This window comes from Vandammella animalimorsus, from assembly GCF_002288875.1.
Classification (GTDB): Bacteria; Pseudomonadota; Gammaproteobacteria; order Burkholderiales; family Burkholderiaceae_C; genus Lampropedia; species Lampropedia animalimorsus.
The window spans coordinates 1-26,856 of record NZ_NTBH01000011.1; the positions used below are offsets into that span (position 1 = coordinate 1).

General features: G+C 64.3%; 25 protein-coding genes. 15 read left to right on the forward strand and 10 right to left on the reverse strand.

Going from position 1 to position 26,856, the window contains the following annotated elements; all coding sequences use genetic code 11:
- Window positions 1-376: 376 nt before the first annotated feature.
- The 3 genes from CLI93_RS13080 (at window position 377) to ybaK (ending at window position 3,038) form a co-directional block, all read left to right on the forward strand.
- A complete protein-coding gene (locus tag CLI93_RS13080; RefSeq protein ID WP_172424326.1) occupies window positions 377-1,390 on the forward strand; it encodes a YihY/virulence factor BrkB family protein in 1,014 nt (337 codons plus the stop codon).
- Between the two features lie 77 nt (window positions 1,391-1,467).
- Entirely contained in the window at window positions 1,468-2,568 is a 1,101-nt protein-coding gene (locus CLI93_RS13085; protein WP_095543117.1) for a 6-phosphofructokinase, read from the forward strand.
- Complete coding sequence (gene ybaK, locus CLI93_RS13090) at window positions 2,565-3,038, forward strand: Cys-tRNA(Pro) deacylase (RefSeq protein WP_095543109.1); 474 nt, start codon at window positions 2,565-2,567, stop codon at window positions 3,036-3,038. The genes CLI93_RS13085 and ybaK overlap by 4 nt, the downstream gene beginning before the upstream one ends.
- Before the next feature lie 96 nt (window positions 3,039-3,134).
- Here ybaK and CLI93_RS13095 read toward each other — a convergent pair whose 3' ends face one another.
- A complete protein-coding gene (locus CLI93_RS13095; protein WP_420823129.1) occupies window positions 3,135-3,641 on the reverse strand; it encodes a disulfide bond formation protein B in 507 nt (168 codons plus the stop codon).
- A gap of 373 nt (window positions 3,642-4,014) precedes the next feature.
- On the opposite strand from CLI93_RS13095, the gene rlmD reads away from it, so the two are divergent.
- Both rlmD and orn read left to right on the forward strand, forming a co-directional pair.
- A complete protein-coding gene (rlmD, locus tag CLI93_RS13100) occupies window positions 4,015-5,544 on the forward strand; it encodes a 23S rRNA (uracil(1939)-C(5))-methyltransferase RlmD (RefSeq protein WP_095543116.1) in 1,530 nt (509 codons plus the stop codon).
- Between the two features lie 168 nt (window positions 5,545-5,712).
- The gene (gene orn, locus CLI93_RS13105) at window positions 5,713-6,261 is read left to right on the forward strand and encodes an oligoribonuclease (protein WP_238945884.1); all 549 of its coding nucleotides are present in this window, start codon (window positions 5,713-5,715) and stop codon (window positions 6,259-6,261) included.
- Here the strand turns inward: orn and CLI93_RS13110 are convergent.
- From CLI93_RS13110 to CLI93_RS13120, 3 genes are read right to left on the reverse strand one after another with little or no spacing between them, the layout of a single operon-like run.
- Window positions 6,248-6,664, reverse strand: a complete 417-nt coding sequence (locus tag CLI93_RS13110; RefSeq protein WP_095543114.1) for a group III truncated hemoglobin — start codon at window positions 6,662-6,664, stop codon at window positions 6,248-6,250. The two genes, orn and CLI93_RS13110, sit on opposite strands and share 14 nt — an antisense overlap.
- Before the next feature lie 18 nt (window positions 6,665-6,682).
- The gene (locus CLI93_RS13115; protein ID WP_095543107.1) at window positions 6,683-8,248 is read right to left on the reverse strand and encodes a diflavin oxidoreductase; all 1,566 of its coding nucleotides are present in this window, start codon (window positions 8,246-8,248) and stop codon (window positions 6,683-6,685) included.
- Window positions 8,249-8,262: 14 nt separating this feature from the next.
- Window positions 8,263-8,688: a PAS domain-containing protein gene (locus tag CLI93_RS13120; protein WP_095543106.1), complete on the reverse strand. Its 426-nt coding sequence runs from the start codon at window positions 8,686-8,688 to the stop codon at window positions 8,263-8,265.
- Window positions 8,689-8,965: 277 nt separating this feature from the next.
- On the opposite strand from CLI93_RS13120, the gene CLI93_RS13125 reads away from it, so the two are divergent.
- From CLI93_RS13125 to tfpB, 4 genes are all read left to right on the forward strand, one after another.
- The gene (locus tag CLI93_RS13125; protein ID WP_095543105.1) at window positions 8,966-9,562 is read left to right on the forward strand and encodes an RrF2 family transcriptional regulator; all 597 of its coding nucleotides are present in this window, start codon (window positions 8,966-8,968) and stop codon (window positions 9,560-9,562) included.
- Window positions 9,559-10,932 carry a DUF2254 domain-containing protein gene (locus CLI93_RS13130; protein ID WP_095543104.1) on the forward strand — a complete coding sequence of 458 codons (1,374 nt, stop codon included), beginning with the start codon at window positions 9,559-9,561 and terminating at the stop codon, window positions 10,930-10,932. The genes CLI93_RS13125 and CLI93_RS13130 overlap by 4 nt, the downstream gene beginning before the upstream one ends.
- A 75-nt stretch (window positions 10,933-11,007) precedes the next feature.
- Window positions 11,008-11,640 carry an aminoacyl-tRNA hydrolase gene (pth, locus tag CLI93_RS13135; RefSeq protein ID WP_095543103.1) on the forward strand — a complete coding sequence of 211 codons (633 nt, stop codon included), beginning with the start codon at window positions 11,008-11,010 and terminating at the stop codon, window positions 11,638-11,640.
- A gap of 40 nt (window positions 11,641-11,680) precedes the next feature.
- Window positions 11,681-13,513, forward strand: a complete 1,833-nt coding sequence (gene tfpB, locus CLI93_RS13140) for a type IV pilus assembly ATPase TfpB (RefSeq protein WP_095543102.1) — start codon at window positions 11,681-11,683, stop codon at window positions 13,511-13,513.
- A 126-nt stretch (window positions 13,514-13,639) separates the two neighbouring features.
- On the opposite strand, the gene CLI93_RS13145 is transcribed toward tfpB, so the two are convergent.
- Both CLI93_RS13145 and CLI93_RS13150 read right to left on the reverse strand, forming a co-directional pair.
- Window positions 13,640-14,587, reverse strand: coding sequence for a peptidylprolyl isomerase (locus CLI93_RS13145; protein WP_095543101.1), 948 nt, complete (start codon window positions 14,585-14,587; stop codon window positions 13,640-13,642).
- A gap of 217 nt (window positions 14,588-14,804) precedes the next feature.
- On the reverse strand, window positions 14,805-16,268 hold the full coding sequence (locus CLI93_RS13150; RefSeq protein WP_095543100.1) for a hypothetical protein: 1,464 nt from the start codon (window positions 16,266-16,268) through the stop codon (window positions 14,805-14,807).
- Between the two features lie 416 nt (window positions 16,269-16,684).
- Here CLI93_RS13150 and CLI93_RS13155 point away from each other — a divergent pair, with 416 nt between their 5' ends.
- From CLI93_RS13155 to CLI93_RS13165, 3 genes are all read left to right on the forward strand, one after another.
- Window positions 16,685-17,800, forward strand: coding sequence for an acyltransferase family protein (locus CLI93_RS13155; RefSeq protein WP_095543099.1), 1,116 nt, complete (start codon window positions 16,685-16,687; stop codon window positions 17,798-17,800).
- Between the two features lie 45 nt (window positions 17,801-17,845).
- Complete coding sequence (gene ubiE, locus CLI93_RS13160; RefSeq protein ID WP_095543098.1) at window positions 17,846-18,577, forward strand: bifunctional demethylmenaquinone methyltransferase/2-methoxy-6-polyprenyl-1,4-benzoquinol methylase UbiE; 732 nt, start codon at window positions 17,846-17,848, stop codon at window positions 18,575-18,577.
- Between the two features lie 73 nt (window positions 18,578-18,650).
- Window positions 18,651-19,460, forward strand: a complete 810-nt coding sequence (locus CLI93_RS13165; RefSeq protein WP_172424325.1) for a ProQ/FINO family protein — start codon at window positions 18,651-18,653, stop codon at window positions 19,458-19,460.
- 138 nt (window positions 19,461-19,598) lie between these two features.
- Here the strand turns inward: CLI93_RS13165 and CLI93_RS13170 are convergent, their stop codons facing one another.
- Entirely contained in the window at window positions 19,599-20,246 is a 648-nt protein-coding gene (locus CLI93_RS13170; RefSeq protein ID WP_124855411.1) for a DUF4124 domain-containing protein, read from the reverse strand.
- Window positions 20,247-20,409: 163 nt separating this feature from the next.
- Window positions 20,410-21,123 (reverse strand): orotate phosphoribosyltransferase, encoded by a 714-nt coding sequence (pyrE, locus tag CLI93_RS13175; protein ID WP_095543095.1) that lies wholly within the window; start codon window positions 21,121-21,123, stop codon window positions 20,410-20,412.
- A 22-nt stretch (window positions 21,124-21,145) separates the two neighbouring features.
- Here pyrE and CLI93_RS13180 point away from each other — a divergent pair, with 22 nt between their 5' ends.
- Window positions 21,146-21,967, forward strand: coding sequence for an exodeoxyribonuclease III (locus CLI93_RS13180; protein WP_172424324.1), 822 nt, complete (start codon window positions 21,146-21,148; stop codon window positions 21,965-21,967).
- A 24-nt stretch (window positions 21,968-21,991) separates the two neighbouring features.
- Window positions 21,992-23,074 carry an alpha/beta hydrolase gene (locus CLI93_RS13185; protein WP_095543094.1) on the forward strand — a complete coding sequence of 361 codons (1,083 nt, stop codon included), beginning with the start codon at window positions 21,992-21,994 and terminating at the stop codon, window positions 23,072-23,074.
- Window positions 23,075-23,146: 72 nt separating this feature from the next.
- Here the strand turns inward: CLI93_RS13185 and CLI93_RS13190 are convergent, their stop codons facing one another.
- Window positions 23,147-24,361, reverse strand: coding sequence for a M20 aminoacylase family protein (locus CLI93_RS13190; protein ID WP_095543093.1), 1,215 nt, complete (start codon window positions 24,359-24,361; stop codon window positions 23,147-23,149).
- A 175-nt stretch (window positions 24,362-24,536) separates the two neighbouring features.
- Here CLI93_RS13190 and CLI93_RS13195 point away from each other — a divergent pair, with 175 nt between their 5' ends.
- Window positions 24,537-25,763 carry a DUF445 domain-containing protein gene (locus CLI93_RS13195; RefSeq protein ID WP_095543092.1) on the forward strand — a complete coding sequence of 409 codons (1,227 nt, stop codon included), beginning with the start codon at window positions 24,537-24,539 and terminating at the stop codon, window positions 25,761-25,763.
- 72 nt (window positions 25,764-25,835) lie between these two features.
- Here CLI93_RS13195 and CLI93_RS13200 read toward each other — a convergent pair whose 3' ends face one another.
- On the reverse strand, window positions 25,836-26,816 hold the full coding sequence (locus tag CLI93_RS13200; RefSeq protein ID WP_095540616.1) for an AEC family transporter: 981 nt from the start codon (window positions 26,814-26,816) through the stop codon (window positions 25,836-25,838).
- Window positions 26,817-26,856: the final 40 nt, after the last annotated feature.

Consider the following 26,856-nt stretch of genomic DNA (forward strand, 5'->3'; position numbering starts at 1 on the left):
CTTTGCCAGGCTCAAACAGTTCCGCCGCATCGCCACTCGCTTCGACCGCAAGCCCTCCCACTTCCTGGCCTTCCTCTACCTCGCATCGATTCCCTTGTGGGTGGGGTGAATGTCGATTCAGCCTAGGGCCTGTTCAAAGTCTCTGCACGCATCGCTGCGCACAGCGTCCGCCCCTGACTTTGCAGGGGCGGGCTTTTTATGGGTGTTGTGGCAGGCATCGCTGCCCCAACCGCCGCAGGTTGAGCCGACAAAGCAGCCCTGCGCGAAACATCCCCACAGGCCCGGCGGCATAGCGCCAGCGCGCCGACAATGGCCTCCAAGCGCTGCTACCATTGCGCGCCTTATGCCACAGAGCCCATCCCCATCCCAGCCCCCCTTGACGGTTACCGCCCCGGACGAACAAGCGGCAGCTCAGCCGCATTCCCCCTCCCCATCCCCCAAAAGCCCTGCTGCAGCAGAGTCCAGCTCCTGGCTGACGCGACTGCAAGGCACCGTGATGCAGCACTGGCTGGTACGCGGCGTCATGGCTTGGCTGGATGCCGACGGCATGCGCATGAGCGCGGCCATGGCCTTCTACGCCATGCTCAGCCTGGCGCCGCTGCTGGTGCTGGTGGTCGCCGGCGTGGGTTGGTGGGTTGACCGCTCCGTGGTCGAGGACACCATGATCAGCCAGGTGCAGGCTGTGGCCGGCGAACGCACCGCCGCCGTGGTACAGCAGGCGCTCAACAGCGCCACCGCGCCAGCCCAAGGGGTTATTGCCTCGCTGATTGCCTTTGGCGTGCTGCTCTCGGCAGCCACCGGCGTTTTCGTTGCCCTGCAAGATGCCCTCAAAGACATTTGGGAGCAATCGCGCGATGAAAATCAACCGTGGTGGTGGCTGCTGGTGCTGCGATTGCGCGGCGTGGGCTACATGCTGGTCGTCGGTGGCCTGCTGATGGTTTCGCTAGTGCTGACCACGGTGCTGCGCGTCATCACCCCCATGCTGGGCGATGTGCTCTCGCACCCCTGGGCGCTGCTGCTGCTCAACGAAACCATTTCCTTTCTCTTCATTGCGCTGCTGTTCGTCGGGCTGATGCGCATCAGCGATGGCAAGAAGCCTGCGATGCGCTATCTGATCCGCGCCGCGGCCATTGGCGCCATCCTGTTCACGCTGGGCAAGCACGCCATGACCGCTTACCTGGCCGGCGCCGCCGTCGTATCGGCCTATGGCGCGGCCGGCTCGCTCGTGGCCCTGCTGATGTGGCTGTACTTCTCCAGCGCCATCTTGTTGCTGGCGGCCAGCCTGGCCAAAGCCATGGCCGATGCTGACCATGTGCCACTGGAAGAGCCCAGCGACGACACCCACGCAGCCCCTGCACCACCGGCGGCCACTGCACCGGCCGCCACCTAACCTGACAGCGAAAGCGCCACATGACTGCCCCCGTCCCCTCCCCATCAAGCTTGGTACAGCCGGGCAGCACATCCGGCCTGCACATTGGCCTGCTCACTGGCGGCGGCGACTGCCCTGGCCTGAATGCCGTGATCCGCGCCGTGACCAAATCGCTGCTGCATGACGCTGGCGCACGCGTCACCGGCATCGAGCGCGGCTTTCTCGGCCTGATCGAGCGCCGCACCCGTGCGCTGGACTGGAACGCCGTCAGCGGCATCCTGCACCAGGGCGGCACCATCCTGGGCGCGCACAACGCCGCCGACCCCTTTCGCTGGGCCGGCGCTGGCGGCGCCGATGTCTCGGCCCAGGTGCTGGACTATGCGCGAGAGTTGGGCCTGGATGCGCTGGTGGTCATCGGCGGCGATGGCACCATGCACATCGCCAATCGCCTGCACAAGCTGGGCTTGCCCGTGGTGGGCGTGCCCAAGACCATCGACAACGACCTGCTGCACACCGAGCGCAGCTTTGGCTTCGACAGCGCCGTGGCCATCGTCGCCGAGGCGCTGGAGCGGCTGGAAACCACCGCCCGCAGCCACCAGCGCGTCATGATCCTGGAAACCATGGGCCGCTACACCGGCTGGATCGCCCTGGCTGGCGGCCTGGCTGGCGGCGCCGACGTCATCGTGCTGCCCGAGCTGCCCTACGACCTGCAGGCCATCTCCCGGCACTGTCAGGCGCGCGAGCAGCACCCCGGCCACACACTGATCTGCATCGCCGAAGGCGCACGCCCGGCCGATGGCGACATGACCGTGCGCACCCACCTGGCGCACAGCCCAGACCCGGTGCGCCTGGGCGGCGTGGGCGAGGCGCTGCGCGCCCAGCTGCAGCCCCTGCTGAATGCCGAAGTGCGCAGCACCCAGCTGGGCCACATCCAGCGCGGCGGCAGCCCCACGGCCTTTGACCGTGTGCTCTGCACCCGCTTCGGCCACCATGCCGCCCACATGGTGGCGCGGCGCGAATTCGGCCGCATGGTCGTGCTGCAGGGCGAGACATGCTCCAGCGTGCCCCTGGCCGAAGTGGCCCAAGGCCACCGCACCGTGCCGCTGGACCACCCCATGCTGCAGGCTGCGCGCTGCATCGGCGTGTCGCTGGGCACGGAAACCATCGCTGCCTGCCACACGCAGCTGCCCACCGCATGACACCCGCCATCGAACTTCTCAAGGCGCACGGCGTGGCGCACCAGGTGCTCAGCTACGCGCACGACAGCAAGGCCCCGTCCTACGGTCTGGAGGCGGTCGAAAAACTCGGCCTGGCGCCGCAGCAGGTGTTCAAAACCTTGCTGGCCCAGACCGAGGCTGGCGAGTTGCTGGTGGCCGTCGTGCCTGTGGCAGCCCAGCTCGATTTGAAAGCCCTGGCCCAGGCCGCTGGCTGCAAGAAGTGCGAGATGGCGCAGCCGCAGGCAGCGCAGCGCGCCACGGGCTATCTGGTGGGCGGCATCAGCCCACTGGGGCAGAAAAAGGCGCACCGCAGCTTCATCGATGCGACGGCACAGGCTCTGGATGGCCTGTACGTCAGCGCCGGGCGGCGCGGGCTGGAGATTGCCCTGGCGCCGCAGGACTTGGCCCGTCTGTGCCAGGCGCGCTTTGCCGCGCTGGCGCGCTCGGCGTGATGCCCGGTTGACGACGGTTGACGGCGGCGCTGCATCCGCTCAGGCAGCGCCAGGACGCCCGGTGCCGCGATGGCGCCTGTTGTGGCACCAGCCCCATCAACGCGCCCGCAAACGCCAGGCCGCCCACAGCAGCGCGATGCAAAATGCGGCAAAGGTCAGAAAAGACCAGTTGGCGATGGACAGCCCCAGCAGCGACCAATCCACCGCCGTGCAATCGCCCGAGCCCCGAAACAGCATCGGGATGGCTTTGCTGATTGGATAGTTCTCAACGATTCCATAAAAATCACGGCCACAGGTGACGGTCTCGGGCGGATACCACTGCATCCAGCTTTGGCGCGCCGCAACGAAAGCGCCAAAACCGCTGATCAACAAGGCTGCGCCGCCCCACAGCCAAAGCCACCAGCGCCGCCCCCACAGACTGCCCAGCAATGCCGCCAGCAGCACGCCCGTCAGCGCATAGCGCTGCACGATGCACATCGGGCATGGCTCCAACCCCACGTGGTGCTGCAGGTAAAGCGCAAAACCCAGCAGACCGGCACAGGCCAGGGCCATTACAGCCAGCAGGCGCCGTGGCGCTGCCAGCAAAAAATTCAAGGCATTCACGAATTCATCCTTTCTTCTTCATGGAGATGCTCTGCCGGTGCGGTATCGCCAGCATGCGCGTATTGTCTGCCGTCTTGGCAGGTGCTTTGCCAACGCAGGCCCTCACGCATTCGGTGCTCAAGCGGGCGCTGCAGGGCAGCCGGAATGCAGGGCAGCGAGCATCACACAATGGCCGCCAGCCACCGCAAAGGCCAACGATGCAGCAAACCACCCGATCCAGGCAATGGGTGCTGCGCGAGGGTTTTGAGTGCAGACTCTCCAAGAGTTCCCGCCACCAATTGGCGATCAGTGAATACAATGCCCGCCCCGCGCTGCCATGCCGGCCTGCCGCCCGCCCCACAAAAAATCCCCAGGCCCCGAGCCTGCTCGCCCCATGCCCGACGACACGACATCTCCGCCCGCCGCCCTGCCACCGCATGCCCTGCGTATCGATGCGCTGGACATGGACGCGCAAGGCGTAGCGCACCGCGACGATGGCAAGGTGGTGTTCGTCGAAGGGGCGCTGACCGGCGAAATCGTCACCGCCACCACCGTGCGCCGCAAAAACCAATGGGAAAAAGCCACGCTCGATGCCGTGCTGCGCGGATCCTCCCAGCGCACCACGCCGCGCTGCCCGCACTTTGGCCTGCACCAGGGCGCCTGCGGCGGCTGCAAGATGCAGCACCTGAGCCCGGCCGCGCAGCTGGCCGTCAAGCAGCGCGTGCTGGAGGACAACCTCTGGCACCTGGGCAAGGTGCGCGCCGAGCGCATTCTGCGCCCCATTCAGGGGCCGGACTGGGGCTACCGCTGGCGGGCGCGCCTGTCGGTGCGCTACGTGCAGAAAAAAGGCGTGGTGCTGGTGGGCTTTCACGAGCGCAAAAGCCGCTACATCGCCGACATGCAGGTCTGCCCCATCCTGCCGCCGCAGGTCGATGCGCTGCTGATGCCGCTGCGCGCGCTGATCGACAGCCTGGATGCGCGCGATAGCTGCCCGCAGATTGAAGTGGCCTGCGGCGATGCCGTCACCGCGCTGGTGCTGCGCCACCTGCAGCCCCTGAGCGAAGCCGACCTGCAGCGCCTGCGCGACTTCGCCGCCCAGCACCCGCCGCTGCAATGGTGGCTGCAGCCCAAGGGCCCCGATACGGTGCACCGGCTCGATGCCGACGATGGCAGCGCGCCTCTGGCCTATGCGCTGCCGGAGTTCGGCATCCGCATGCCGTTTCGGCCTACCGACTTCACCCAGGTCAACCCGCACATCAACCGCGTGCTGGTGGCCCGGGCACTGCAACTGCTGGGCGTGCAAGGGCACGAGCGCGTGATCGACTGGTTCTGCGGCCTGGGCAACTTCAGCCTGCCGCTGGCCACCCAAGCCGAACAGGTGCTGGGCATCGAGGGCAGCGACGCGCTGGTGGCGCGCGCCAGCGCCAACTGGCAGGCCAACCAGGCGCAGCGCGCTGCGCAAGGCCTGCGCCCGCTGGCGCCCACACGCTTCGTGGGCCGCAACCTGTTCCAGATGACGCCTGCGCTGCTGCAGGCCGATGGCGCGGCGCAGAAATGGCTGGTCGATCCGCCGCGCGAAGGCGCGTTTGCGCTGGCCAAGGCGCTGGCCGACATCCACCAACGCCGCCACCAACAGCACCACCAGGGCGCCAGCGCGGCGGACGCCGAAGCGGCCAGCGCCACCATTGCGGGCGATGAGCTGCCACCCGCAACCAGCAGCGCCGACTGGCAGGACGACGCCCAATGGCAGCCGCCACAGCGCATCGTCTACGTCAGCTGCAACCCAGCCACGCTGGCGCGCGATGCTGGCCTGCTGGTGCACCAGGCCGGCTACCGCTGCACCGCAGCGGGCGTGGTCAACATGTTCCCGCACACGGCCCATGTGGAAAGCATCGCCGTGTTCGATGCACTGCCGACGCGCTGAGCATCAGCGCCTTTGTCCGCATCAGCGCCCCCCAGGCCCTTGCGCTCGCGCCCAACGGCGTCACCATGCCCCACAATGCCCTCCATGAATACCCGCCAGCCCCCTGCTCCTACCCCGGCCCCATCGGCCGCCCCCTGCGCCACGGCCACCGACTCCACAACAGCGCCCATGCTCGCCAAAAGTGACGACAACCTGATCTGGCTGGACTGCGAGATGAGCGGCCTGAACCCGGAAACCGACCGCCTGCTGGAAATTGCCGTGATCGTCACCGGCCCGCAGCTGCAGCCGCGCATCGAAGGGCCTGTGCTGGTCATCCACCAAAGCGATGACGTGCTCAATGGCATGGACGCCTGGAACAAGGGCACGCACGGGCGCAGCGGCCTGACGGACAAAGTGCGCGCCTCCACCATCGACGAGGCCCAGGCCGAGGCGCAGCTGCTGCAGTTCCTGCGCCGCTACGTGGCCAAGGGCAAATCGCCCATGTGCGGCAACACCATCGGGCAGGATCGGCGTTTTCTCGTCAAATACATGCCCAAGCTGGAGGCCTTCTTCCACTACCGCAATGTCGATGTCAGCACCCTCAAGGAATTGACCCGACGCTGGCAACCGGGCATTGCCAACCAGTTCAAGAAAGCGCAAAAGCACACGGCCCTGGCCGATGTGCACGAATCCATCGACGAGCTGCAGTTCTACCGCGAGCAGGTCATGAAGATTTGAGCGCCTTCACCGCAGGCAGGGCCGCAGAGCGCAGATCGCCGCTGGCCTGATAGCCCATCCACAGGCTTTGCGCGATGCGCCGCGCCGCTGCAAGAGCCTGATCGGCCAAGCGCTCGTTGGGCTGCTCGTCCAGGGTTTGCGCGAACAGCTCCAGCCAGTGCCTGAACAGCTCCTGCGTCAAGCCCGGCAAGGCGGCGTGCTTGGGCATGGGAGCCCCGGAAAAGCGCCCGCTGCGCAACAGGATGCTGGACCAAAAGTCCATCAGCTTGGCCAGATGCTCGTCCCAATCGTCGATGTGCGCCTCAAAGATCGGCCCGAGCCGTGCATCCTGGCGCACGCGCGCGTAAAAGCGCTGCACCAGCGCATTGATTTCCTCTTCAGTGCAAATCGGTTCTGCGCGCATGGTCATGGCCGGGCTTGCTCAATACAGCTCCAGGTGCACCCGCCCCTCGCGCACCAGACGCTGCCAAGGGGTTTCATCGGTCTGCGCTGCGCCTTGCTGCGTATCGGCCAGCAACGCATCGAAAGCGGCCCCGATGGCGCGCTCCAGGTGCTGCTTGTTGCCGCAGACGTACACGTGCGCGCCCTGCGCAATCCAATCGCGCAATGTGACGGCGTGCTCCTGCAAGGCGTGCTGCACGTAGTATTTTTCCGCCCCATCGCGTGAAAAAGCCGTCACCAGCTTATGCAGCACGCCTTCGGCCTGCAGGCTCTCAAGTTCCTCGCGGTAGAGGAAGTCCTGCGCCTGGCGCTTTTCGCCAAAGAACAGGCAAGTCTGGCGCGGCTGACCACTGGCTTGCAGCTCGCGCAGCAAGCCCATCAGCGGCGCAATGCCGGTGCCGGTGCCGATCAGAATCAGCGGCGCTGCGGCATCACCGGCCAGGTGAAAGCCGGGGTTGGCGCGGCAATAAACCTGTACTGGGCCACCCTGCGTCAGCAGCCAGTGCGTGGCCATGCCCTCGCGCTGGCGGCCCTGGCGCTCATAACGGACGTGGCGGATACACAGGTCGATGTGCCCGGCCTCGCCGTGCGAGGCGATGGAGTACGCCCTGGGCAGGCGCGGCGACAGCAGCTGTGCCAGCTCCGCCAGCGGCACCTTCTCGGGCGTGCAAAAGTCCTGCAGCACATCGAGCACATCGGCGCCCCAGAGGTATTGCTCCAGCTGCTGGCGCTGGCTGAATTTGAGCAAGCCCTTGAGCGCATCGCTGCCGCCCAGGCGAGCCAGCTCGCGCAGCACGCCCTTGCTGATTTGGCGCAGCTCCTTGTCGCGCAGCAGCTCGGCGGCCTCGGGCGCGCCGTACCACTGGGCCAGCTGCGCCAGCAGTTGTGGATCGTTTTGCGCCAGCACGTGCAAGGTATCGCCGGCACGCCAGCGCATGCCGCTGCCCTCGCAAGCCAGGCGGATGTGGTAGGCGCCGGGCTCGGCATCTGGCGCGGCTTGATTGAGCTGGCGGCGCTCCAGGATGGCCGCGGCATAAGCATCGTTCTCGCCATAAGCAATCACGCGCAGCGACAATGCCAGGCCGGCCTGGGCATCGCCCTGCAGCACTTGCTCAAGCACTGGCTGCCAACGGGCGAAGAAATCCGCATAGCCGATATCGGCATCCACGCGGTTGATGATGGCCTGCGCGCCGCGCTCTTGCAGCAGCGCATCGAGCTGCTTGGTAAAGCCACAGAAATTCGGGTAGGCCGTATCGCCCAGGCCGAAGATGGCATAGCGCAGCTGTGCCAGCGCGCCGCTTTGGCGCAACTGCGCCAGAAAGCCCTCGGCATTGCCCGGTGGCTCGCCGTCGCCAAACGAGCTGGAGATGATCAACAGCAGAGCCTCGTCGCCCCAAGAGGCTTGCAGGTCCACGTCGTTGAGCGGCATGACCTGGGGCTGCAGGGCCGCCACGCAGGGCGCGGCGGCCAGCCCTTCGGCCAAGGCCTTGGCGTTGCCCGACTCAGAGCCATAGGCAATCACCACACGTTGAGCAATGGCATGCATGCAAGGGCTCGCTATTACTTGGCGTAGTACTCGTCGAATTGCTCTTTGGAGAATTCCACAGCCTCGAAGTTGTCCATCAAATCATTGATGACGCGGCGAATGCTGATGTAGGCGTTGATATTGCCCTGTGCATCGCGCAGCGGCTGCACCGTGGTGTCCACCACATACACGCCGCCGCCCTTGCCCACGTTGGGGATGATGCCCGTCCAGATGTTGCCGGCCTTGATGGTGTCCCACATTTCCTTGTAGGTCTCCTTGGGCACGGCCGGGTGGCGCACGATGCTGTGCGGCTGGCCCAGCAGCTCTTCGCGGGCATAGCCGGTGAGCTTGCAGAACAAATCGTTGGCATAGGTGATGTTGCCCTGCAGATCGGTCGTGGAGATCACGGCCACGTTTTCCAGTGCAGCCAACAGTTGTGCGGAATCCAGGGTGTTGCTCATGGTGCTTTCCTCTTTCAGAGTGGTTGAAAACATCTAACCGCAGCTGCATGCACTGGCCCGCCTCGCCCACGCCATCGGGGCCGCAGGCTGCGCAGCACATGCCCGCCGCAGTCAAAAGGTGCATTCTATATGCACCTTTTGACTGCGGCGGGCAATCTGACCCACTGCCGCGCGCGATGCACCCGGCCTGCTCGTATGATTCGCATCTGGCTGAGACGCCAACTGGGCCCAGGCCTCAGGTTCAAGAGCCTGCTCCAAGGGGGCTGGAGCGCACACGATGAGACTGACACTCAAGACCGACTATGCATTGCGCACGCTGCTGTTTCTTGGACAGCAGCAGTCGCTTGTGTCCATCGCACAGATCGCCCAAGCCCATGGCATCTCGGAGCACCACCTCATCAAAGTTGTTCATGCACTGGGGCGACTGGGTTTTGTCGACACGCTGCGCGGCAAGGGCGGAGGCATTCGGCTCGCGCCGGCCGCATTGCGAGCCACGGTCGGCCAGATCGTGCGCGCCATGGAGGACGACTTGAACCTGGTGGCCTGCTTCGGGCCGCAAAGCGAAGACAATCGCTGCTTGCTCACTGGCGGCTGCCGACTGCAAGGCGTGTTGCATTCGGCCTTGCAGGCATTCATGGCTGAGCTCGACGGCCACACCTTGGCCGATTTGCTCGGGGCTGCCGTGCCTGCCAACGCCAGCGGCACGCAGCCCATATCGATCAACAGGCTTTGGCCCGCTGCGCCAGTGGCCGCTGGCGACCATGCTCGCCAGCAAGGCAAGCCAATTGGCCCCACACCAACACCCGCGCCGTCAAGGCGCAGCCCAAAAAAACCGGACACTGGGCAAGCGCCCAATGGAGAACACACACCATGACCAGATGGCTTTGGTCTCTCAAACGCATCATGCGCGGCATGTGGTTTCGCACCACGTTGTTTTCGCTGCTGGGCATCGTCACGGCGCTGTTTGCCGCCTGGTTCCAGCACTGGATCCCCAAGGAGTGGACCGGCGTGCTGGGCGAAGGCGCTGTGGACAGCATCCTGCAAATCATGGCCGCCAGCATGCTGGCCGTGACCACCTTCTCGTTGAACATCCTCGTTTCGGCTTATGCCTCGGCCAGCAGCGCCGCCACGCCGCGCGCGACCGAGCTGCTCATCAACGACACAGCCGCCAACAATGCGCTCTCGACCTTTCTGGGCGCCTTTTTGTTCAGCATCGTGGGCATCATCACGCTGAGAACAGGCCTGTACCGCGAGGAAGGTCGGGTGCTGTTGTTCCTGGTCACCATCGGCATGATCGTGCTCATCGTCGCGACCTTGCTGCATTGGATCAACTACCTCTCCACCCTCGGGCGCATGGGCCACACCATCGCTCGGCTGGAAGAAATTGCCTGCGACGAAGTGCGCAGCTATCTGCGCGACCCATACCGCGGCGGCACGCCCTGGCAGCGGCGGGCCGAGCCCCTGCCCACCAGCGCCATTGCCCTGCAAGCGCCCAAAGCCGGCCATGTGCAATGGATCGACGTAGCCATGCTGCAAGAGCTGCTGCTCGATTACACCAAGCCAAGCAGCGCCCAAGCAGAGCAAACCGAAGCGCCTGCGGCGCAGATCTATGTGATGGTGCTGCCAGGGCAGTTCGTCGCGCCTGGCTCCACACCACTGTGCGGCGTCGTCGGCCTGCCTGTACCAAAAGATGAGCAGGCCGAGCAGGCCATGCAGGATTTTCTGGCCCGGCTGCGCGATGCCTTCACCATCGCCCCCAGCCGCACCTTCGACAGCGACCCGCGCTTTGGCCTGGTGGCCATGGCGGAGGTGGCCTCCAAAGCCTTGTCGGCCGCCGTCAACGACTGCGGCACCGCCATCGACGTTATCAACCGCAGCCTGCGCATCTTCGAACTGTGGGCGCAGCTGGAAACCCCAACCCAGCCTGCCACAGACCCATCCAGCCCAACAGGCGAGCACGAGGTGCGCTACCCCAACGTCAAAGTCCCCGTCGTTGCCTTGGAAGACGTGTTCGATGACTTCTTCCCCCCCGTCGGCCGCGATGGCGCCGCGCAGCGCGAGGTGGGTATTCGCCTGCAGAAAATGCTCATCAGCCTCTATGCTTTCGGCGGCCCTGAAATGCAGGCCCTGGCCCGCAGCCACGCCCAGCAGGCGCTGCAACGCAACCAGGCGGCCATGGACTTCCCGCCCGATCGAGAAGCCGTCGAGGCTGTGCATCGCCAGGCCTGGCCTGCGGGCCAGTGAGTGCGCGCAGGCACCCCCGTGGCCGACAGCGCCCAGCCCGCAACGCGACCGCAAACGCACGGATAATCTGCGGCCATGACGTTGAAACTTTTGGTCGGCCTGGGCAACCCCGGGCCTGAGTACGACGCCACGCGCCACAATGCCGGCTTCTGGTGGATTGATGCGCTGGCACGCGAGCACGGCGCCGCGCTGGTGCCCGAAAAAGGCTTTTTCGGCAACGCAGCCAAACTGCGCATTGGCGGGCAGCAGGTCTGGCTGCTCCAGCCCATGACCTTCATGAACCGCTCCGGCCAGTCTGTGGCAGCCCTGGCCAGGTTCTACAAAATCGCACCGCAAGAAATCCTCGTCGTACACGATGAGCTGGATTTGCTGCCCGGCCAGGCAAAGCTCAAGCGCGGCGGCGGCCATGCCGGCCACAATGGCCTCAAGGACATCCAGACTCAATTGGGCAGCCCGGACTTTTGGCGTCTGCGTTTAGGGATCGGCCACCCAGGCGTCAAATCCGAGGTAGTGCATTGGGTGCTGCGCAAGCCGCCTGTGGCCGAGCGCGACGCCATCGAAGCGGCATCCGAACGCGCGCTGCAGGCGGTGGATGAACTGCTGACCGGCCAAATGGAGCAGGCCATGCGGCGCATCCATGGCAGCAAGCCCGATGCCCCCGCAGCGCGCAAACAGGCCCCGACGGCCATGCAACCGGGCGAGGGCTGAGCCGGCAATACCAACCAACAAGAACATCCGGAGTGAGGACATGGCCAACCATGCAGACCCCAGAGACAACGCCGCGACCGAGCCGCCAGCCAAGCCGCAAAAAACCTTCTTTGGCCCGTTGGACTGGCTGCACGTAGTGCAGTGGCTGCACCACGACGGAGTGATCGCCCCCGAGGAAGCGCAGCGCACCATCGCGCGATTTTCGCGGGCGGAGAGCCTGCAAAATCCGCTGGTACGACTCTCGGCCATTGGCCTCAAGCGCGCCGAGGGCGGCGGCACGCTGGATCTGGACGACCTCAGCGAATTCATTGCACGGCGCGCCGGCATCGAGTTTCTGCGCATCGACCCGCTCAAGGCCGATGTGGGGCGCATCTCCGAAATCATGAGCGCCGCCTATGCCAGCCGTTATGGAGTGCTGCCTATCAAGGTGTTGCCTGACACCACTGTCATCGCCACCTGCGAGCCTTACGTCACCGATTGGGTGCGGGAGATCGAGCGCCAGACCCGGCGGCAGGTGCGCTTGGTCATGGTCAACCCGCTGGATCTCAAGCGCTACATCGGCGAGTTCTATGCCCTGGCCAGCTCTGTGAGCTCGGCCCAGAAAAGCGGCAGCAATACCAGCAGCCTGGCCAGCTTCGAGCAATTGGTGGAGCTGGGAAAGGCCAATCGCCAGCTCGATGCCAACGACCAAGGGGTGGTGCGCGTGGTCGAATGGCTGTGGCAGTACGCCTTCGATCAGCGCGCCAGCGACATCCACCTGGAGCCGCGCCGCGACCAGGGAGCCATTCGCTTTCGCATTGATGGCGTGCTGCACACCGTCTACCAAATGCCCATCGGGGTGTTGAATGCCATGATTGCCCGCGTCAAGCTGCTGGGGCGGCTGGACGTGGTGGAGCGGCGCAGGCCACAGGACGGGCGCATCAAGACACGCAACCCGCGCGGCGAAGAAGTGGAAATGCGCCTCTCGACGCTGCCCACCGCCTTCGGTGAAAAGATGGTCATGCGCATCTTCGACCCGGACAACGCCATCAAGAACCTGGCCGATCTGGGCTTTTCCCGCCACGATGCCCAGCGCTGGGAAGAGCTGGTGCAAAAGCCCCACGGCATCATTTTGGTCACCGGCCCGACCGGCTCGGGCAAGACCACGACGCTGTACTCCACGCTCAAGCGCGTGGCTACCGAAGAGGTCAACGTCAGCACTGTGGAAGACCCCATCGAAATGATCGAGCCGGCCTTCAACCAGACCCAGGTGCAACCGCACATCGACTTCAGCTTTGCCGAAGGCCTGCGAGCACTGATGCGCCAGGACCCGGACATCATCATGGTGGGCGAAATTCGCGACCTGGAAACCGCCGAAATGGCCATCCAGGCGGCGTTGACCGGGCACTTGGTCTTCTCCACGCTGCACACCAACGACGCGCCATCGGCCATCACCCGCCTGATGGAGCTGGGCGTGCCGGCCTACCTCATCAACGCCACGCTGCTGGGCGTGCTGGCCCAGCGTCTGGTGCGCACGCTGTGCAAGCACTGCAGACAGCCCGACGAAAATTTCGACCCAGCCTTGCTGGACGATGCCGTCAAACCCTGGAAAATCAATCTGGGCGAGAAAAAAATCACCCCCTACCGCCCCGTAGGGTGTACCGAATGCCGCATGAGCGGCTACCGCGGCCGGATGGGGCTGTATGAGCTGCTCAGCGTCAACGACAGCGTGCGCGAGCAAATCCACGCCCAGCTCAAGTTGCCCACCCTGCGGCGCGAAGCCGTGGCTGCAGGCATGCGCCCGCTGCGCCTGGGCGGGGCCCAGCGCGTCAGCGATGGCACCACCACGCTGGACGAAATTCTGCTCGCCACCCCTGCCCCGCAACAGGGTTGAAGAAGGGCTGAAAAAAAACCGCTGTAGCCCCGAGCAAAGGGCCGCAGCGGCTTGTTTTGGGCGCAGCTTGTAACTCTGCATCTGGCAGGCCCTCAAGAAGGGGCCTACCACACAACGGGCCAACCGTCAGCGCTTGCCGCGCTGCTCGTCAGCCAGCTTCTTGTGCTTTTCCGTGAACGCCTGCAAGGCCTGTTCATCCGTCTTGATCTGGCTCACGGATTTTTCCACCAGGTTGTCGCGCAAGTCGTTCATGGCTGCTTTATGCCCAGCAGCCATCAAATTGTCACGAACTTCCTCGAAAGAGAGCTTGCCTGCCTCACGCCGCGCCTCCAAACGCACGATGTGCCAACCATAACGGGTCTTGAAAGGCTCGCTGTATTCGCCTTCCTTTTTCAGCCCAGCCAGCACACTCTGGAACTCCATCACCATTTTCTTTGGATCGAAATAACCCAGCGAGCCATACAACGGCGCTGTTTCTCCATCTTCTGAGTGCTTGAACGCCAATTCGCCAAAATCAGCGCCGTCCTTGAGCTGCTGGTACAGCTCCTGAATGCGTTGCTCGGCATTGGGGCTGTCGGCAAACAACAGAATATGGCTGGCCTTGGTTTCTGCCGGGGCTTCGAAACGCTGGGGATTGGCCTTGTATTCGGCCTCGGCGTATTTGAGCAACTGCTCTTTTGATGGGGCCTGGGTTTTTTCCAACTCCTCCAGCATCAATTCCATCAGTACCTTTTGCTCGGCCAGCTTCAAGCGGGCCTGGGCCTGCGGGCTTTTGTCCAAGCCCTTGGCCTTGGCTTGTTCAGCCATTGCCGCGCGCACAAACAACGCCTTGCCGGTCACGTCCACCTTGCGCGCATCGGACAGCGCATGATTGCGCGCCGCAGGGTCAATGGCGCGGGCATCGCTTTCGATGTCCAAATCTGTGATTTGCAGCTTGGGCTCCTCACTGCGGAAAATCACTTGCTCGCTGTACGCCAAGCCGGGCAGCAATACGCCACTGATTACAACTGCAGCAACCGCCAGCGGCCGCCAGCCCGCCACATTCTGTTGGCGTTTCAGGTTGATCCTATTCATTTTGTTCCCTTGTCAAAATTTGGCGCTCACACCAATGCATCTGGCGCTTGCCGCGCCATTCGAAAATGGTGCGCAAGGATAAGCCCCTTGGGCCCATCCAGCACTAAACACCAGCTTTTAGGCATAAAAAAAGCAGGCCCGAAAGCCTGCTTTTTTGACTTGCGTCAAATTGTTTGCAAACGAGCACGCCCTGAAGGGCTTGCCCATTAGCCAACAATTAACGGGTGCTGGCGTGCGGCCAAGTGAAGCCCAGAGCCTTGCCACCAGCTTGCAGAGCTGCATAGCCGATCACAGGCAGACCCTTCGTCCCATCCTTGTTCTCCAGAGTCACACGACCCCAGCCAGCGCTGATGTTTTCAGTGGCGTAAGAGGGGTTCACGCGCTGAGTGGAGATCAGAGCGCCCAGAACGGATTGATCAGCATCTGCGTGGAAGGTCATCACGTTGACTTCACCAGCCAGACGGGGCAGATCGCCAGGCGACACCGTGGCGCGCAGCGAACGCTCGCTGTCGTCATAGTAACGCTGCCCAATCGTAGTCACCGTCACTTGAGGAACACCATCCACTTTGACCAGAGGAGCGTTCGTGGCATCGAAGTAATCGCTGCCAGGGTTGTAAACCGCTTGGCCAGCCGCATAATTAATGGCCACACCGTAGCGGCGAGTAGGCATCGACAGCACCCAGTCGGTACGGAAGTCAACACCCACCCCCACCACAAACTCGTTGACGATCGACGTCACAGCCAGACCATCGGAGAGCTCATTGGCCTGCTGAACAGCCGTCTTGCCAGCCAGGTAAGGGGTAGACAGATCAGGGAAGTCGAAGTTCTGAGCCAACACAGCGCCGCCAGTCAACAGCGGGTCGGTCGTACCAGCAGTAGCACCAGCCAGCCACGCTGCAGGCGCACGGTGCTCGTTCTGCGGAGCCACCACCAGATTGCCGTTGGCAGGAACGTTGTTGGCATCAGTAGCCACCACAGCCAACAGGTTACCCGTATTGGTGGAATCGGTGGTCACATCGGTCAGAGCCCAGTGGCCAGTGATACCAGCTGTCGGGAAGGTCAGGCCCTTGGCTTCAGCCGTAGCCTTGTCAACCAGAGCCGTCATAGCACCCTCAATCGTCAGAGGGTTGCAATCCACAGCGCCAGTCACGCCGTTGTGCTTGATGGTGTTGTACAGCGCAGAACCCGGAACAATGTCAGCAGCCGTCAGCAGCTCCACATAGCCTTCGCGCACTTCGCCCTGGTCCTTCTTGTCGTAGACGCGGCTAGTCTTGAAGGCAGTAGTAGCAACGACATCGCGGCTGGGCAGCGTGCAGCTGGAGTCAGGCAACTCGAGGTGGGTCTTTTCGCCATCGCGATACAGACGGGTACGCCACACATCGCCAGGCGACAGGAAGACGTAGAAGTCAAACACGTCGTCCGAGTTACGGGCGCCGCGGAAGCGCACCTTCACCGCCTTGCCATTCACTTCATCGGTGTTGATGATGTTCATCAGCGTGTTACGGTTGCCTTGCACGGTGTAGTAAGGCTGCAGCAGGATGTGGCCAATGCCACCGCTATTGACCACAAACTTAGTAGCCGCGTTGGTATCAGCATCCACAAAAGCAACCTGCGCACCTGCAGCACCAGCGAAGCCAGCCAGAGCAGCAGCCACACTCAGCGCAAAAACGTTCTTTTTCATGAGAGTTAGCTCCAAAAATGAAGAGGGTTTGAAAGCGTTACGACCAAGTTTCGATCACGCTGGGAAATCCTAGCATGAAGACTTGCCGTCGAAATGGCTCCACAGACTGAATTCCTTTGTTTTTGCAAAAAAACAACGAAACGCAACCGCGCGCAAGTAACCAATGCCATTCTGCGCGGCAGTCTAGTGGCTCCATCCAACGATTGCAAGCACAAATTGCTGCTCTGGCCGGCTTTGAGCCTGGCAGAGCGCCGCCCGCTGCGGGCGCTTTTTGATTGATTGAACGGATGGCAGGCTGGGCCAGCGCCCACAGCGCCACACACCGTGCAACACAGCCAGCGCCGGCTTGCACATCCACCAGCAACCGGCGCCATGTTGCCGGAGAGCAACAAAGCCATTGCTCGATAATCGCCCGGATGCATGTTTCCTCCTCAGGTGCGCACTTTGCTGCGCTGGATCACGTCCGGGCACTGGCGGCGCTGCTGGTGGTGGCCTGGCATTTTTTGCACGGCCAGCATGGGCAGCCCGTGCCGTTTGAAGGGGCGCCGGCCTGGTGGCCGCTGGCCCTGTTCGATGAAGGGCATACGGGCGTGGCGCTTTTCATGAGTTTGAGCGGCTATTTGTTTGCCCGTTTGCTGGAGGGGCGGCGGGTGGATTTCCCGCGCTTTTTGTTCAACCGTCTGCTGCGCCTGCTGCCACTGCTGTTGCTGGTGATGCTGCTAGCGGGGCTGCGCATCGTCTGGCATGGGGGCGATGCCACGGCCTATCTGCAGGCGCTGCTGCGGGGTTTTTGGCTGCCAACCTGGCCCAACGGCGGGTGGTCGATTGCGGTGGAAATGCATTTTTACCTGCTGTTGCCGCTGCTCTTGGCCTTGCAGGCGCGCTCGGTGTGGTGGCTGTGGGCCTTGCTGGCCCTGGCGCTGGCAGGGCGCGGCCTGCTGTGGGCCTTGGATGGCACGGTGCAGCACCTGGCCTATTTCACGTTGGTGGGGCGGATTGACCAGTTCTTGCTCGGCATGCTGGCTTGCCGTTGGCGCGGCCATTTGGCCGGGCGCCATGTCCTGGCTGCTGCCGTGGCTTTGGCCTTTTGCCTTTTTTATTGGTGGTTTGATGCCAGCGGCGGCTTTTACCAGCGCCCCAGTTACCCCTCACCTGGGCGGCTGTGGATTGTGCTGCCACTGATCGAGGCCCTGGCCTATGCGGTGCTGATCGCCTGGTACGAGGCCAGCGTGCGCCCCAGCATGCGCGGGCCCAGCCGCTGGCTGGCACGGGCCGGGGCGTATTCGTACTCTGTGTATTTGCTGCATTTCTTCATAGTCTTCGATGCTGCGCGCTGGGTGCATACACACATCATGGATATCAGCAATTTTTACGTGGCCTGCCTTTGGGCGCTGCTGTTTTATGGGTGGATGCTATTGCCTGCACACTGGAGCTACCGCTGGGTGGAGGCCCCTTTTCTGCGCCTGCGCGTGCCTTATATCAAGCCCGATGGGCCGTCGTCGCCCACATCCCGTGCATCGCGCCGTGGATAATCCGCCTCACTGCACAACCTTTTTGAGCTTTGCCACCGCTTTGCCATGAACACGACCCATTTTGGCTTTCAGACTGTCAATGAAGAGGAGAAGGCCGGCAAGGTCCGCCAGGTCTTCGATTCCGTCGCCCCGAAGTACGACGTCATGAACGATTTGATGTCGGCGGGCCTGCACCGCGCCTGGAAGGCCTATACCGTGCTGGTTGCCAATCTGCGCGAGGGGCAAAAGGCGCTGGACATCGCCGGCGGCACAGGCGATCTGGCCAGTGCGTTTGCCAAGAAGGTCGGGCGCAGTGGCCTGGTGGTGCACACCGACATCAACGAGGCCATGCTGCGCACCGGGCGCAACCGCTTGCTCAACCGAGGGCAAATCCTGCCGACGCTGGTGTGCGATGCCGAGCATCTGCCTTTTGCGCAGGACCAGTTCGACGTCGTCAGCGTGGCCTTCGGCCTGCGCAACATGACGCACAAAGACTTGGCGCTGCGCGAAATGCAGCGCGTGCTCAAGCCTGGCGGCAAGCTGCTGGTGCTGGAGTTTTCACGTGTGGCGCCGCCATTGCAAAAACCCTATGACTGGTATTCGTTTGCGGTACTGCCCCGGCTGGGGCAATGGATTGCGGGCGATTCTGAGAGCTACCGCTATCTGGCTGAATCCATCCGCATGCACCCCGATCAGGCCACACTCAAAGGCATGATGCACGAGGCCGGCTTTGGCCATGTGGACATTCACAACCTCACTGGCGGCATTGCTGCACTGCACGTCGGCATCAAGTGCTGATGCCTCTTGCATTGCCCGCCAACAATCGCTGCCAACACCACTCATCGGCTCAATCGCCCCAAAAACCCACGCCATGCCGCACTCTGCCTTTGCCCCCGCGCCCGCGCCCGAAGGCGCAGCCACATCCATTCCAGCTGCTGCAATTGCCGCCGCTGACGCCCAGACCAGCCCGACTCCGTCCGCTCGGGCCCAGCGGGGCAAGCCTGGTCGCAACACCGCCGCGCACGCGCTGTTGGCCGAGCTGGCGCAACGCTACCCCAAGCTGTTTGGCGAGCACCCGCTGCCGCTCAAGCGCGGCATCTTTCAGGACTTGGTGAACGCCCATCCAGAGCTGGAGGCCGAGGCTCTCAAGCAAGCGCTGGGCCTGCATACACGCTCGCAGCGCTATTTGCAGGCAGTGGCCAACAACCAGGCGCGGCGTGATTTGCAGTTGCACGCCGTCGAGCCCATGGCGGCAGAGCACAGCTTCCACGCCCTGGCCGAGCTATACCGACGCAAACAGCGCCGGGCCGCACAGGCTGCGCAGGAATCGCAACGGCCGGCCCTGCAAGAGCAGGCACGTGAATGGTTCATGCAGCGCCTGGGCAAGGCCATTGAGCGCTCAGGCCTTGCGGCACAAGCCTATGCCCAGGCCATCCAAAGCCGAGACCCAGACATCCAGGCCATGCTGCAGACTGCCATCGAACAGGCCACGTTGCAGGCTGCACGCGAGCAAGCCATGCTGGAGGCTTTCGAGGCCAGCGGCGCCGAACTCGCGCAGTTTGCCGAGATGTATGGACAAACTCTCCAGGCCACCGAGCACATGCTGATGCGCGCACGCCTGCGGCGCCTGCCCGCGCCCGATGCAGCGCCCGGCGTTGAAGCCGCGCCGCCTGCAAGCTGATTGCCCCTTGCCAGGGGGCTGCACACACGTCATCGCCGAACCACCCAGCAGGCCAAGACAAAGCCCCTTTAAAGGGGCTTTGTTTGCTCCTAAGCCAGAGCGCTGACTAAAAAGCGAAGCAAGCCAGCAGCCATCAGATTATTTCGCCACCCACAGGCGCTTGAGCTCTTCAAGCTCGGCATCGAATTGGCGGTCAATGCGGGTTTCCTCTTCGCGCTTGCCGTCGATGAAGCGCTGCTGTTCTTCAGTTTCCTTTTGGTTGGTCTGGAACTGACGGCGCAGAATGGCAGGCGCCTTTTTCATATCGCCCTGGTAAAACTCCAGCTCCTGCTGCAGGCGCTGCTTTTCTTCTGCCAGATGCTTCAGGCGCAGCTCACCGCCTTTAATCACATCGCGCAGTGTCTGTTTGGCGCTTTCGCGCGCTGCGTTGTGGGCTTTCTCGTCGGGGTAGCGCGCCATCAGCACACGCTCTCGCTGGCGCTGCTCGCGCACGCGGCGCTGCTCATCCTTGAGGGCCTGCTCGCGCGCGCGAATGACCTTGAGCTCTTCCTCGGTGTAGCTGGGTGCGCGCGTGCCCTGCTGGTGGCCGGTGACGCCATCGAGAATGCGCTGCTCACGGTCAATGCATTCGCGGATCGGCCGATCCGAGGTCAGCGTGCGGCCGTTGACCACACAGGTGTAGATACGGCTGCGCTCCTGCTGCTGCGCCGCCACCTCCTGCCACGGCAGCAGCAACATGCCCAGCGCCCAGACTGGAATGGCGGCGAGAGAATGCAATTTCTTCATGGCGTTTTGCTTGTCGTTGTGTTTTTTGCAAATGGCGCTGCGCAGGCCCACACATCCTGCGTGGCAACGCTTAAAAAGGTCTGCACGGATCGCGGCGGCGTGCGCTTCTGCGGATTCAGGCCCCTGCTTCGTTGCCCGCCGTGCCGAGATTTTGAACAGGCCCTTATACCCCGTAGCGCTGCCGGTAGGCCAGCACCGCCTCATGGTGCTGGCGCAGTTGCTGCTGCGCTGCCGTCTGGGTGCCGCATTGTTCCAGAAAACCCAGGATGTCGCCCAGCCCCGCCACGGCACACACCTGCACACCCAACTGCTGTTGCACGTATTGCACGGCGCTGTAGGGTACGTCATGGCCATTTTCGGTGGCCATTTCCTGGCGATCCAGCGCGATGGCCAGTGCATGCGGCGTGGCGCCAGCGCTGCGGATCAGGGCCATGGCCTCGCGCACGGCCGTGCCTGCGGAGATCACGTCATCGACGATCAGCACCCTCCCCTGCAGCGGCGCGCCCACCAGCGTGCCGCCTTCGCCGTGGTCCTTGGCCTCCTTGCGGTTATAGGCATAGGGCACGTTGTGGCCCAGGCGCGCCAGCTCCATGGAGACCGCTGCCGCCAGCACGATGCCCTTGTAGGCCGGGCCGAACACCATGTCGAATGCGATGCCGCTGCGCACGATGGCGTTTGCATAGAATTGCGCCAGCCGCAACAGCTTGCGGCCATCATTGAACAGGCCCGCATTGAAGAAATACGGGCTTTGCCGCCCCGCCTTGGTGGTGAACTGGCCAAAGCACAGCACACCGCTTTCGATGGCAAATTGCACGAACTCATGCGCGGCCTGCCCGGCATCGGCCTGGGCCTCGGGGGGGGAGGGGCGATTACTCATTCACTGTCCTTTGCACGCTTGCATGTCCAACGATTTGTTCCAGCTCACCAGCCTCAACCTCAATGGCATTCGCTCGGCCGTCAGCAAAGGGCTGGTGCCGTGGCTGGAGGAAAAGCGCCCGGATTGTATGTGTGTGCAGGAAGTCAAGGCGCAACTGCCCGACCTGGAAAAAGCCCAGCTGACCTGCCTGGCGGGCATGCAAGGTTACTTCCACCTGGCACAGAAAAAAGGCTATTCGGGCGTAGGCATCTACACGCGCCATACGCCCAGCGACGTGCGCTACGGCTGGGATCAGGGCGAGTTTGACGCCGAAGGGCGCTGCATCGAACTGCGCTTTGACACCCCGACGCGGCGCCTGTCCATCATCAGCGCCTACTTTCCCAGCGGCTCATCCGGCGAAGAGCGTCAGGCGGCCAAGTACCGTTTTCTCGATGGCTTCTTCCCCTATCTGAACGCCTTGCAACGGCAGCGCGAGTTCATCCTGTGCGGCGACATCAACATCGCGCACCAAGCCATTGACCTGAAAAACTGGCGCAGCAATCAGAAGAACAGCGGCTTTCTGCCCGAGGAGCGGGCCTGGATGACCAAGCTGCTGAGCGAGCGCGATGAGCACCGCGAACCGCTGGTGGACGTCTACCGCACGCTGCAGCCCGAGGCCACCGACAGCTGCTACACCTGGTGGAGCAATCGCGGCCAGGCCTACGCCAACAACGTGGGCTGGCGCCTGGACTACCACCTGGCCACGCCAGCGCTGGCCGCGCAGGCGCGCACCGAGTCGATCTACAAAGGGCAGAAGTTCTCCGACCACGCACCGCTGACCATCGGCTACGCGCTGGCGCTGTAAAAGCCTGTTCTCACATTCACCACCATGCCCAACAGCCCCCTTGCCACCGCCCTGCCCTTTACCGCCTCACGCCGCGCCGCCTTGCGCATTGGCCTGGGGCTGGGCGCCGGCCTGGCCTTGAGCGGCTGCACAGGCCCGCGCCCACCCATGTCCTCAGCAAGCCCCCTGCCCTCGCCCCACCCCCTGGCCGATCTGCCCATGCACCCAGCGCGCATCGACGGGGCCGGCTGGTTCGATTGGGAAGACCACGCCAGCGGCCAGCGCTGGCGCATCTGGTTGCAAATGCCCGAACAACCCGCCCCGCCCGAAGGCTACCCGGCGCTGGTTGTACTGGACGGCAATGCCATCTTCCCGCTGGCGGCGCAATGGGCGCGGCTGCAGCAAACGCGCCCAGTCTATGTGCGCGGCCAGCCCAGCGTCATCATCGGCATCGGCCACCCTGGCGATGCTTTGTTCGATGCCACCAGCCGCCGCCGCGACTACACCCCGCCCGCACCAGGCGTGCAGGCGCCCGAAGGCGGCGCTGATCGCTTGCTGGATTTTCTGGAGCACGTGCTGTTGGCCGACTGGGCGCAACGCCTGCCGCTGAACAGGCAGCGCCTGGGCCTGTTCGGCCATTCGCTCAGCGGGCTGTTCGTGCTGCATGCGCTGTTTACCCGCCCGGCGCTGTTTGGCCAGTATTACGCCGCCAGCCCATCGATCTGGTGGCACGACGCCTACCTGCTGCAAGAGCAGGCCCGCTTCACGCAGCGCTATGCCAGCCAGTACGGTGGCGCACAGCCCAGCGGTCAGGCTCAGGTGTTCCTTTACGCAGGCTCGCTCGAAGAGCCCAGCGCCCAAGGCCGCCCGGCCCATGCGCCGCCCACCGGCCAGCGCCACACGGTGCGCCTGCAAATCACCCGCGCGCGCGAGATGGCCCAGCAACTGGCCGCGCTGCGCTGGCCTGGGCTGCAGGCCCAGTTCCAGCTCTGGCCCGACCTGACGCACGGCGACACCATGATGCCTTCGCTGATGCAGGCCGTGGCCAACACCAGCCGCCCCGCGCAGTGGAAGGACGCCGACTACGGCCTGCAGCCGCCGCAGGCCAGCGGCGGCACCGGGCGCTGAAAGCACGGCCCCGGCCCTAAAACACCACGGGCGCCTCAAGGCGCCCGGTGCATGCTCCATCCAGTCAAACCATTACTGACTGGCCTGCTCGGCAAACCAGCGCTCGGCCAAGCGCACCCAGTAGCTGCCGCCCAGCGGGATCAGCGCATCGTTGAAGTCATAGCTGGGGTTGTGCAGCAGGCAAGGGCCCACGCCATGGCCCTCCACGCGGTGCCCGCCATCGCCATTGCCGATGAAGCAATAGGCGCCGGGCTTTTCCAGCAGCATGAAGGAGAAATCCTCCGCCCCCATCGACGGCTCTTGCACCAGGGTGTGCTCGGGGCCGAGCATGTCGTGCATGACGCGCTGCGCCAGCGCCGCCTCGGCCTCGCTGTTGACGGTGGCCGGGTAATTGCGCTCGAAAACGAACTCCACCTCGCAATCGAAAGCGCTGCCGATGTCCAGCGCCAGCTTGCGCATGCGCGCCTCGACCAGGTCCAGCACCTCGGTGCGGAAGGTGCGCACCGTGCCGTGCAACTCACAGGCATCGGGGATGACGTTGTTGGCCTCGCCGCCATGCACCATGGTCACCGACAACACGGCCGTGTCCAGCGGCTTGACGTTGCGGCTGACGATGGTCTGAAAGGCCAGCACCATCTGGCAGGCCACGGGCACCGGATCCACGGCCAGATTGGGCATTGCGGCGTGCCCGCCCTTGCCACGGATGCGCACGCAGAACTCGTTGGACGAAGCCATCACCGGCCCGGCGCCCACAGCCATGCTGCCCACCGGCATACCCGGCCAGTTGTGCATGCCAAAGACTGCATCCATCGGGAATTGCTCGAACAGGCCCTGCTGCACCATCTCCCGCGCGCCGCCGCCGCCTTCCTCGGCCGGCTGAAAGATCAAATACACCGTGCCGTCGAAATCACGGTGGCGGCCATGCGCCCAGTGCGCCGCCGCTGCCAGCAGCATGGCCGTGTGGCCATCGTGGCCGCAGGCGTGCATCTTGCCCGGCGTCTGGCTGGCGTGCTCAAAGGTGTTGAACTCTTGCATGGGCAGCGCATCCATGTCGGCGCGCAGGCCGATGGCCTTGCCGCTGGCGCCGCCATCGCGGCCGTGCACGATGCCCACCACCCCGGTCACCCCCAGGCCACGGTGCACGGGGATGCCCCACTGCGTCAGGCGCTGGGCGACCAACTCGGCCGTGCGGTGTTCTTCAAAACCCAGCTCCGGGTGGGCGTGGATGTCCTTGCGCAATGCCACCAGCTCCTGCGCCTGGTCAACGATGGAATCAATCAGCTTCATAAATCAGAGGGGTGTCTCGTGGAGTCAAGAGCCTGCTCGAAGGCTTGGCGCACGATACCACCATTGCAATGCCAGCACCGCCTGGCGGCCATTGCTGCGGCCGCAGCAGGCTCTGGCAAGATGCAACCCTTGAGTTCCCTTGCCCACCGCACCGCCACTGCACCATTTTTCAGCCATGCGACATTCCATTGCCCTGTTCCTGCTGCTCATCGTCACCATCACCTACATTGTTGCCACTGCCTTGAGTGCACAGCACCCGGCCTGGCCGTATGTGGCAGCCTTTGCCGAGGCAGGCATGGTCGGTGCGCTGGCCGATTGGTTTGCCGTCGTGGCATTGTTTCGCCATCCCATGGGCTTGCCCATTCCTCACACGGCGGTGCTGGCCAAAAACCAGCAGCGCTTGGGCACGGGCCTGGCCGATTTCCTCGACCGCAACTTCCTCAGCGGCCAGCATGTGCGCGAGCGCCTGCTCCGCTGGAATGCTGCGCCCTGGCTGGCGCAATGGCTGCAGCAACCAGACAACGCCCGCACGCTGGTGCAGCCCATGGTGGCCACGGCGCAATTTGGGCTGACGGCGCTGGACGACGAGCGCGTGCGCAGCTTCTTCACGCGCAACGTGCGCACCGCACTGCAGCAGATCGACGTCTCACACAGCAGCGCCGCAGTGCTCGATGCGCTCACCGCCGAGCAGCGCCACCAGAGCCTGCTCGACGAAATGCTGACCCAGCTGGCCGGCGTGGTCGAAAGCGACAGCGCCCAACAGCACATCACCCAGGCCATTGCGCGCGAGCTGCGCGCGCTGCGCTACCTGGCGCTGGACCAGGCCGCCGCGCGCCTGACCACGCGCAAGATCGTCGCAGCTATCGCACGCAACCTGGCCGAGATGGGCGAGTCGCCCGAGCACCCGCTGCGCCAGCGCCTGGACCGCGCCGTGCGCGACTGGATCGAGCGCCTGCGCAACGACCCGCAGCTGCAGCAAAAAGCCAACCAGGTGCGCGACGACCTGCTGCAACACCCGGCCCTGAACGAGTATCTGCAGGCGCTCTGGGGCGACCTGCTGCGCTGGCTGGAGCGCGACGTACAGGACCCGCACTCCAGCCTGCACCAGCGCCTGATCGCCGGCATCACCCACCTGGGGCGCGAGCTGCAAGACAACCCGCAAATGCAGCAATGGCTCAACGCGCAGGTGCAGGAGCTGGGCCCGCAGATCGTCGAGCGCTACCGCCCGGCCATCCGCCGCTACATCAGCGAGCGCGTCGGCCAGTGGGACACGCGCGAGCTGATCGAGGAGGTGGAAACCCACCTGGGCCGCGACCTGCAATACATCCGCATCAACGGCACGCTGGTGGGCGGCCTGGTGGGGCTGGTCATCCACACCCTCACGCAGTGGGCCATGGGCTGAGCGCCTGCCCAAAGCCGCTCGGCAAGGCCTGCTCGAATCCAGCAGGACAGTGCGCAGCGCGGCGTGCTGACCCTACGGCAAATACGGCACCAAGGCCATGACCAGCGCCACCGTGGCCACGCCCAGCATGGTGGACATGGCAATGGCGGCCGTGACTTCCTCCTCGGCCACGCGGTAGCGCATGGCGTACAGGTAAACGTTGGCGCCAATGGGCAGGCTGGCGGCCAGCACCATCACTGCAAAAGGCACGCCGGCAAAGCCCAGGGCCAGCCCCAGCAGCGCCAGCACCAGCGGGTGCAGCAGGTTTTTCATCAGCATCAGGCCCAGCGCCACGCGCCAATGGCCGCCCAGGGCCGTGCCCGCCAGGCTGATGCCCACCAGCAGCAGCGCCACCGGGCCAAAGGCCGCGCCCAGCAGCTGCAGCGGCCGGTCGATCACACCTGGCAGCTGCAGGCCGGTCTGCGCAAACAGCAGGCCGCAGAGGATGGGCAGCGGCACCGGGTGCAGCAGCGAAGCGCGGCCGGCGCGCGCCACCGTCAGCGCCAGCTTGCGCAGCCGCGCCGGCCAGTGCAGCGCAGCGGCCGCGCTGCCGCCTGCAGCGCGCTGCTGCTCGGCCAACACGGCAAATTCCAGCACCACGGTCACCATGGTCAGCATCACAAAGGCGTGCAGCGAGACCAGCGCAAACAGCGTCACCAGCCCCTGCTGGCCATAGGCCAGGCCCACCAGCGGCACGCCGATCATCAAGGTGTTGGAAAAGGTGGCCGCCAGGCCCAGCACGGCGGCGCGGCGCGTCAGCCCCAAGCGCCAAAGCACCGCGCCGAACACCAGCCACATGGCGCCGAAGTACACCAGCACCGGGCGGAAGTCGATGTCCTGCACGCGCACGCCGCTCATGGTGCGAAACAGCAGCGCCGGCGCCAGCACCAAAAACACCAGATTGGACAAATCCTTGGTGGCCGCCGCGCCCACCCAGCCCTTGCGGCCCACGCAGTAGCCCAGGGCGATCAGCAGCACCACTGGCAACAGCGCTTCGAAAACAGGATGGGTCATGGCGCAAGGATGTCGGCAGCCCTGCCGCAGCAGGGCTTGA

Excerpts from the sequence above, each read along its gene's own strand:
- CLI93_RS13155 (WP_095543099.1), top strand. The coding sequence starts at position 16,685 with ATGCATGTTTCCTCCTCAGGTGCGCACTTTGCTGCGCTGGATCACGTC.
- ybaK (WP_095543109.1), top strand. The coding sequence starts at position 2,565 with ATGACACCCGCCATCGAACTTCTCAAGGCGCACGGCGTGGCGCACCAG.
- orn (WP_238945884.1), top strand. The coding sequence starts at position 5,713 with ATGCTCGCCAAAAGTGACGACAACCTGATCTGGCTGGACTGCGAGATG.
- tfpB (WP_095543102.1), top strand. The coding sequence starts at position 11,681 with ATGGCCAACCATGCAGACCCCAGAGACAACGCCGCGACCGAGCCGCCA.
- CLI93_RS13180 (WP_172424324.1), top strand. The coding sequence starts at position 21,146 with ATGTCCAACGATTTGTTCCAGCTCACCAGCCTCAACCTCAATGGCATT.
- CLI93_RS13170 (WP_124855411.1), bottom strand. The coding sequence starts at position 20,246 with ATGAAGAAATTGCATTCTCTCGCCGCCATTCCAGTCTGGGCGCTGGGC.
- CLI93_RS13125 (WP_095543105.1), top strand. The coding sequence starts at position 8,966 with ATGAGACTGACACTCAAGACCGACTATGCATTGCGCACGCTGCTGTTT.
- CLI93_RS13190 (WP_095543093.1), bottom strand. The coding sequence starts at position 24,361 with ATGAAGCTGATTGATTCCATCGTTGACCAGGCGCAGGAGCTGGTGGCA.
- ubiE (WP_095543098.1), top strand. The coding sequence starts at position 17,846 with ATGAACACGACCCATTTTGGCTTTCAGACTGTCAATGAAGAGGAGAAG.
- pth (WP_095543103.1), top strand. The coding sequence starts at position 11,008 with ATGACGTTGAAACTTTTGGTCGGCCTGGGCAACCCCGGGCCTGAGTAC.
- CLI93_RS13120 (WP_095543106.1), bottom strand. The coding sequence starts at position 8,688 with ATGAGCAACACCCTGGATTCCGCACAACTGTTGGCTGCACTGGAAAAC.
- CLI93_RS13145 (WP_095543101.1), bottom strand. The coding sequence starts at position 14,587 with ATGAATAGGATCAACCTGAAACGCCAACAGAATGTGGCGGGCTGGCGG.
- CLI93_RS13115 (WP_095543107.1), bottom strand. The coding sequence starts at position 8,248 with ATGCATGCCATTGCTCAACGTGTGGTGATTGCCTATGGCTCTGAGTCG.
- rlmD (WP_095543116.1), top strand. The coding sequence starts at position 4,015 with ATGCCCGACGACACGACATCTCCGCCCGCCGCCCTGCCACCGCATGCC.
- pyrE (WP_095543095.1), bottom strand. The coding sequence starts at position 21,123 with ATGAGTAATCGCCCCTCCCCCCCCGAGGCCCAGGCCGATGCCGGGCAG.
- CLI93_RS13110 (WP_095543114.1), bottom strand. The coding sequence starts at position 6,664 with ATGCGCGCAGAACCGATTTGCACTGAAGAGGAAATCAATGCGCTGGTG.
- CLI93_RS13200 (WP_095540616.1), bottom strand. The coding sequence starts at position 26,816 with ATGACCCATCCTGTTTTCGAAGCGCTGTTGCCAGTGGTGCTGCTGATC.
- CLI93_RS13195 (WP_095543092.1), top strand. The coding sequence starts at position 24,537 with ATGCGACATTCCATTGCCCTGTTCCTGCTGCTCATCGTCACCATCACC.
- CLI93_RS13165 (WP_172424325.1), top strand. The coding sequence starts at position 18,651 with ATGCCGCACTCTGCCTTTGCCCCCGCGCCCGCGCCCGAAGGCGCAGCC.
- CLI93_RS13150 (WP_095543100.1), bottom strand. The coding sequence starts at position 16,268 with ATGAAAAAGAACGTTTTTGCGCTGAGTGTGGCTGCTGCTCTGGCTGGC.
- CLI93_RS13130 (WP_095543104.1), top strand. The coding sequence starts at position 9,559 with ATGACCAGATGGCTTTGGTCTCTCAAACGCATCATGCGCGGCATGTGG.
- CLI93_RS13185 (WP_095543094.1), top strand. The coding sequence starts at position 21,992 with ATGCCCAACAGCCCCCTTGCCACCGCCCTGCCCTTTACCGCCTCACGC.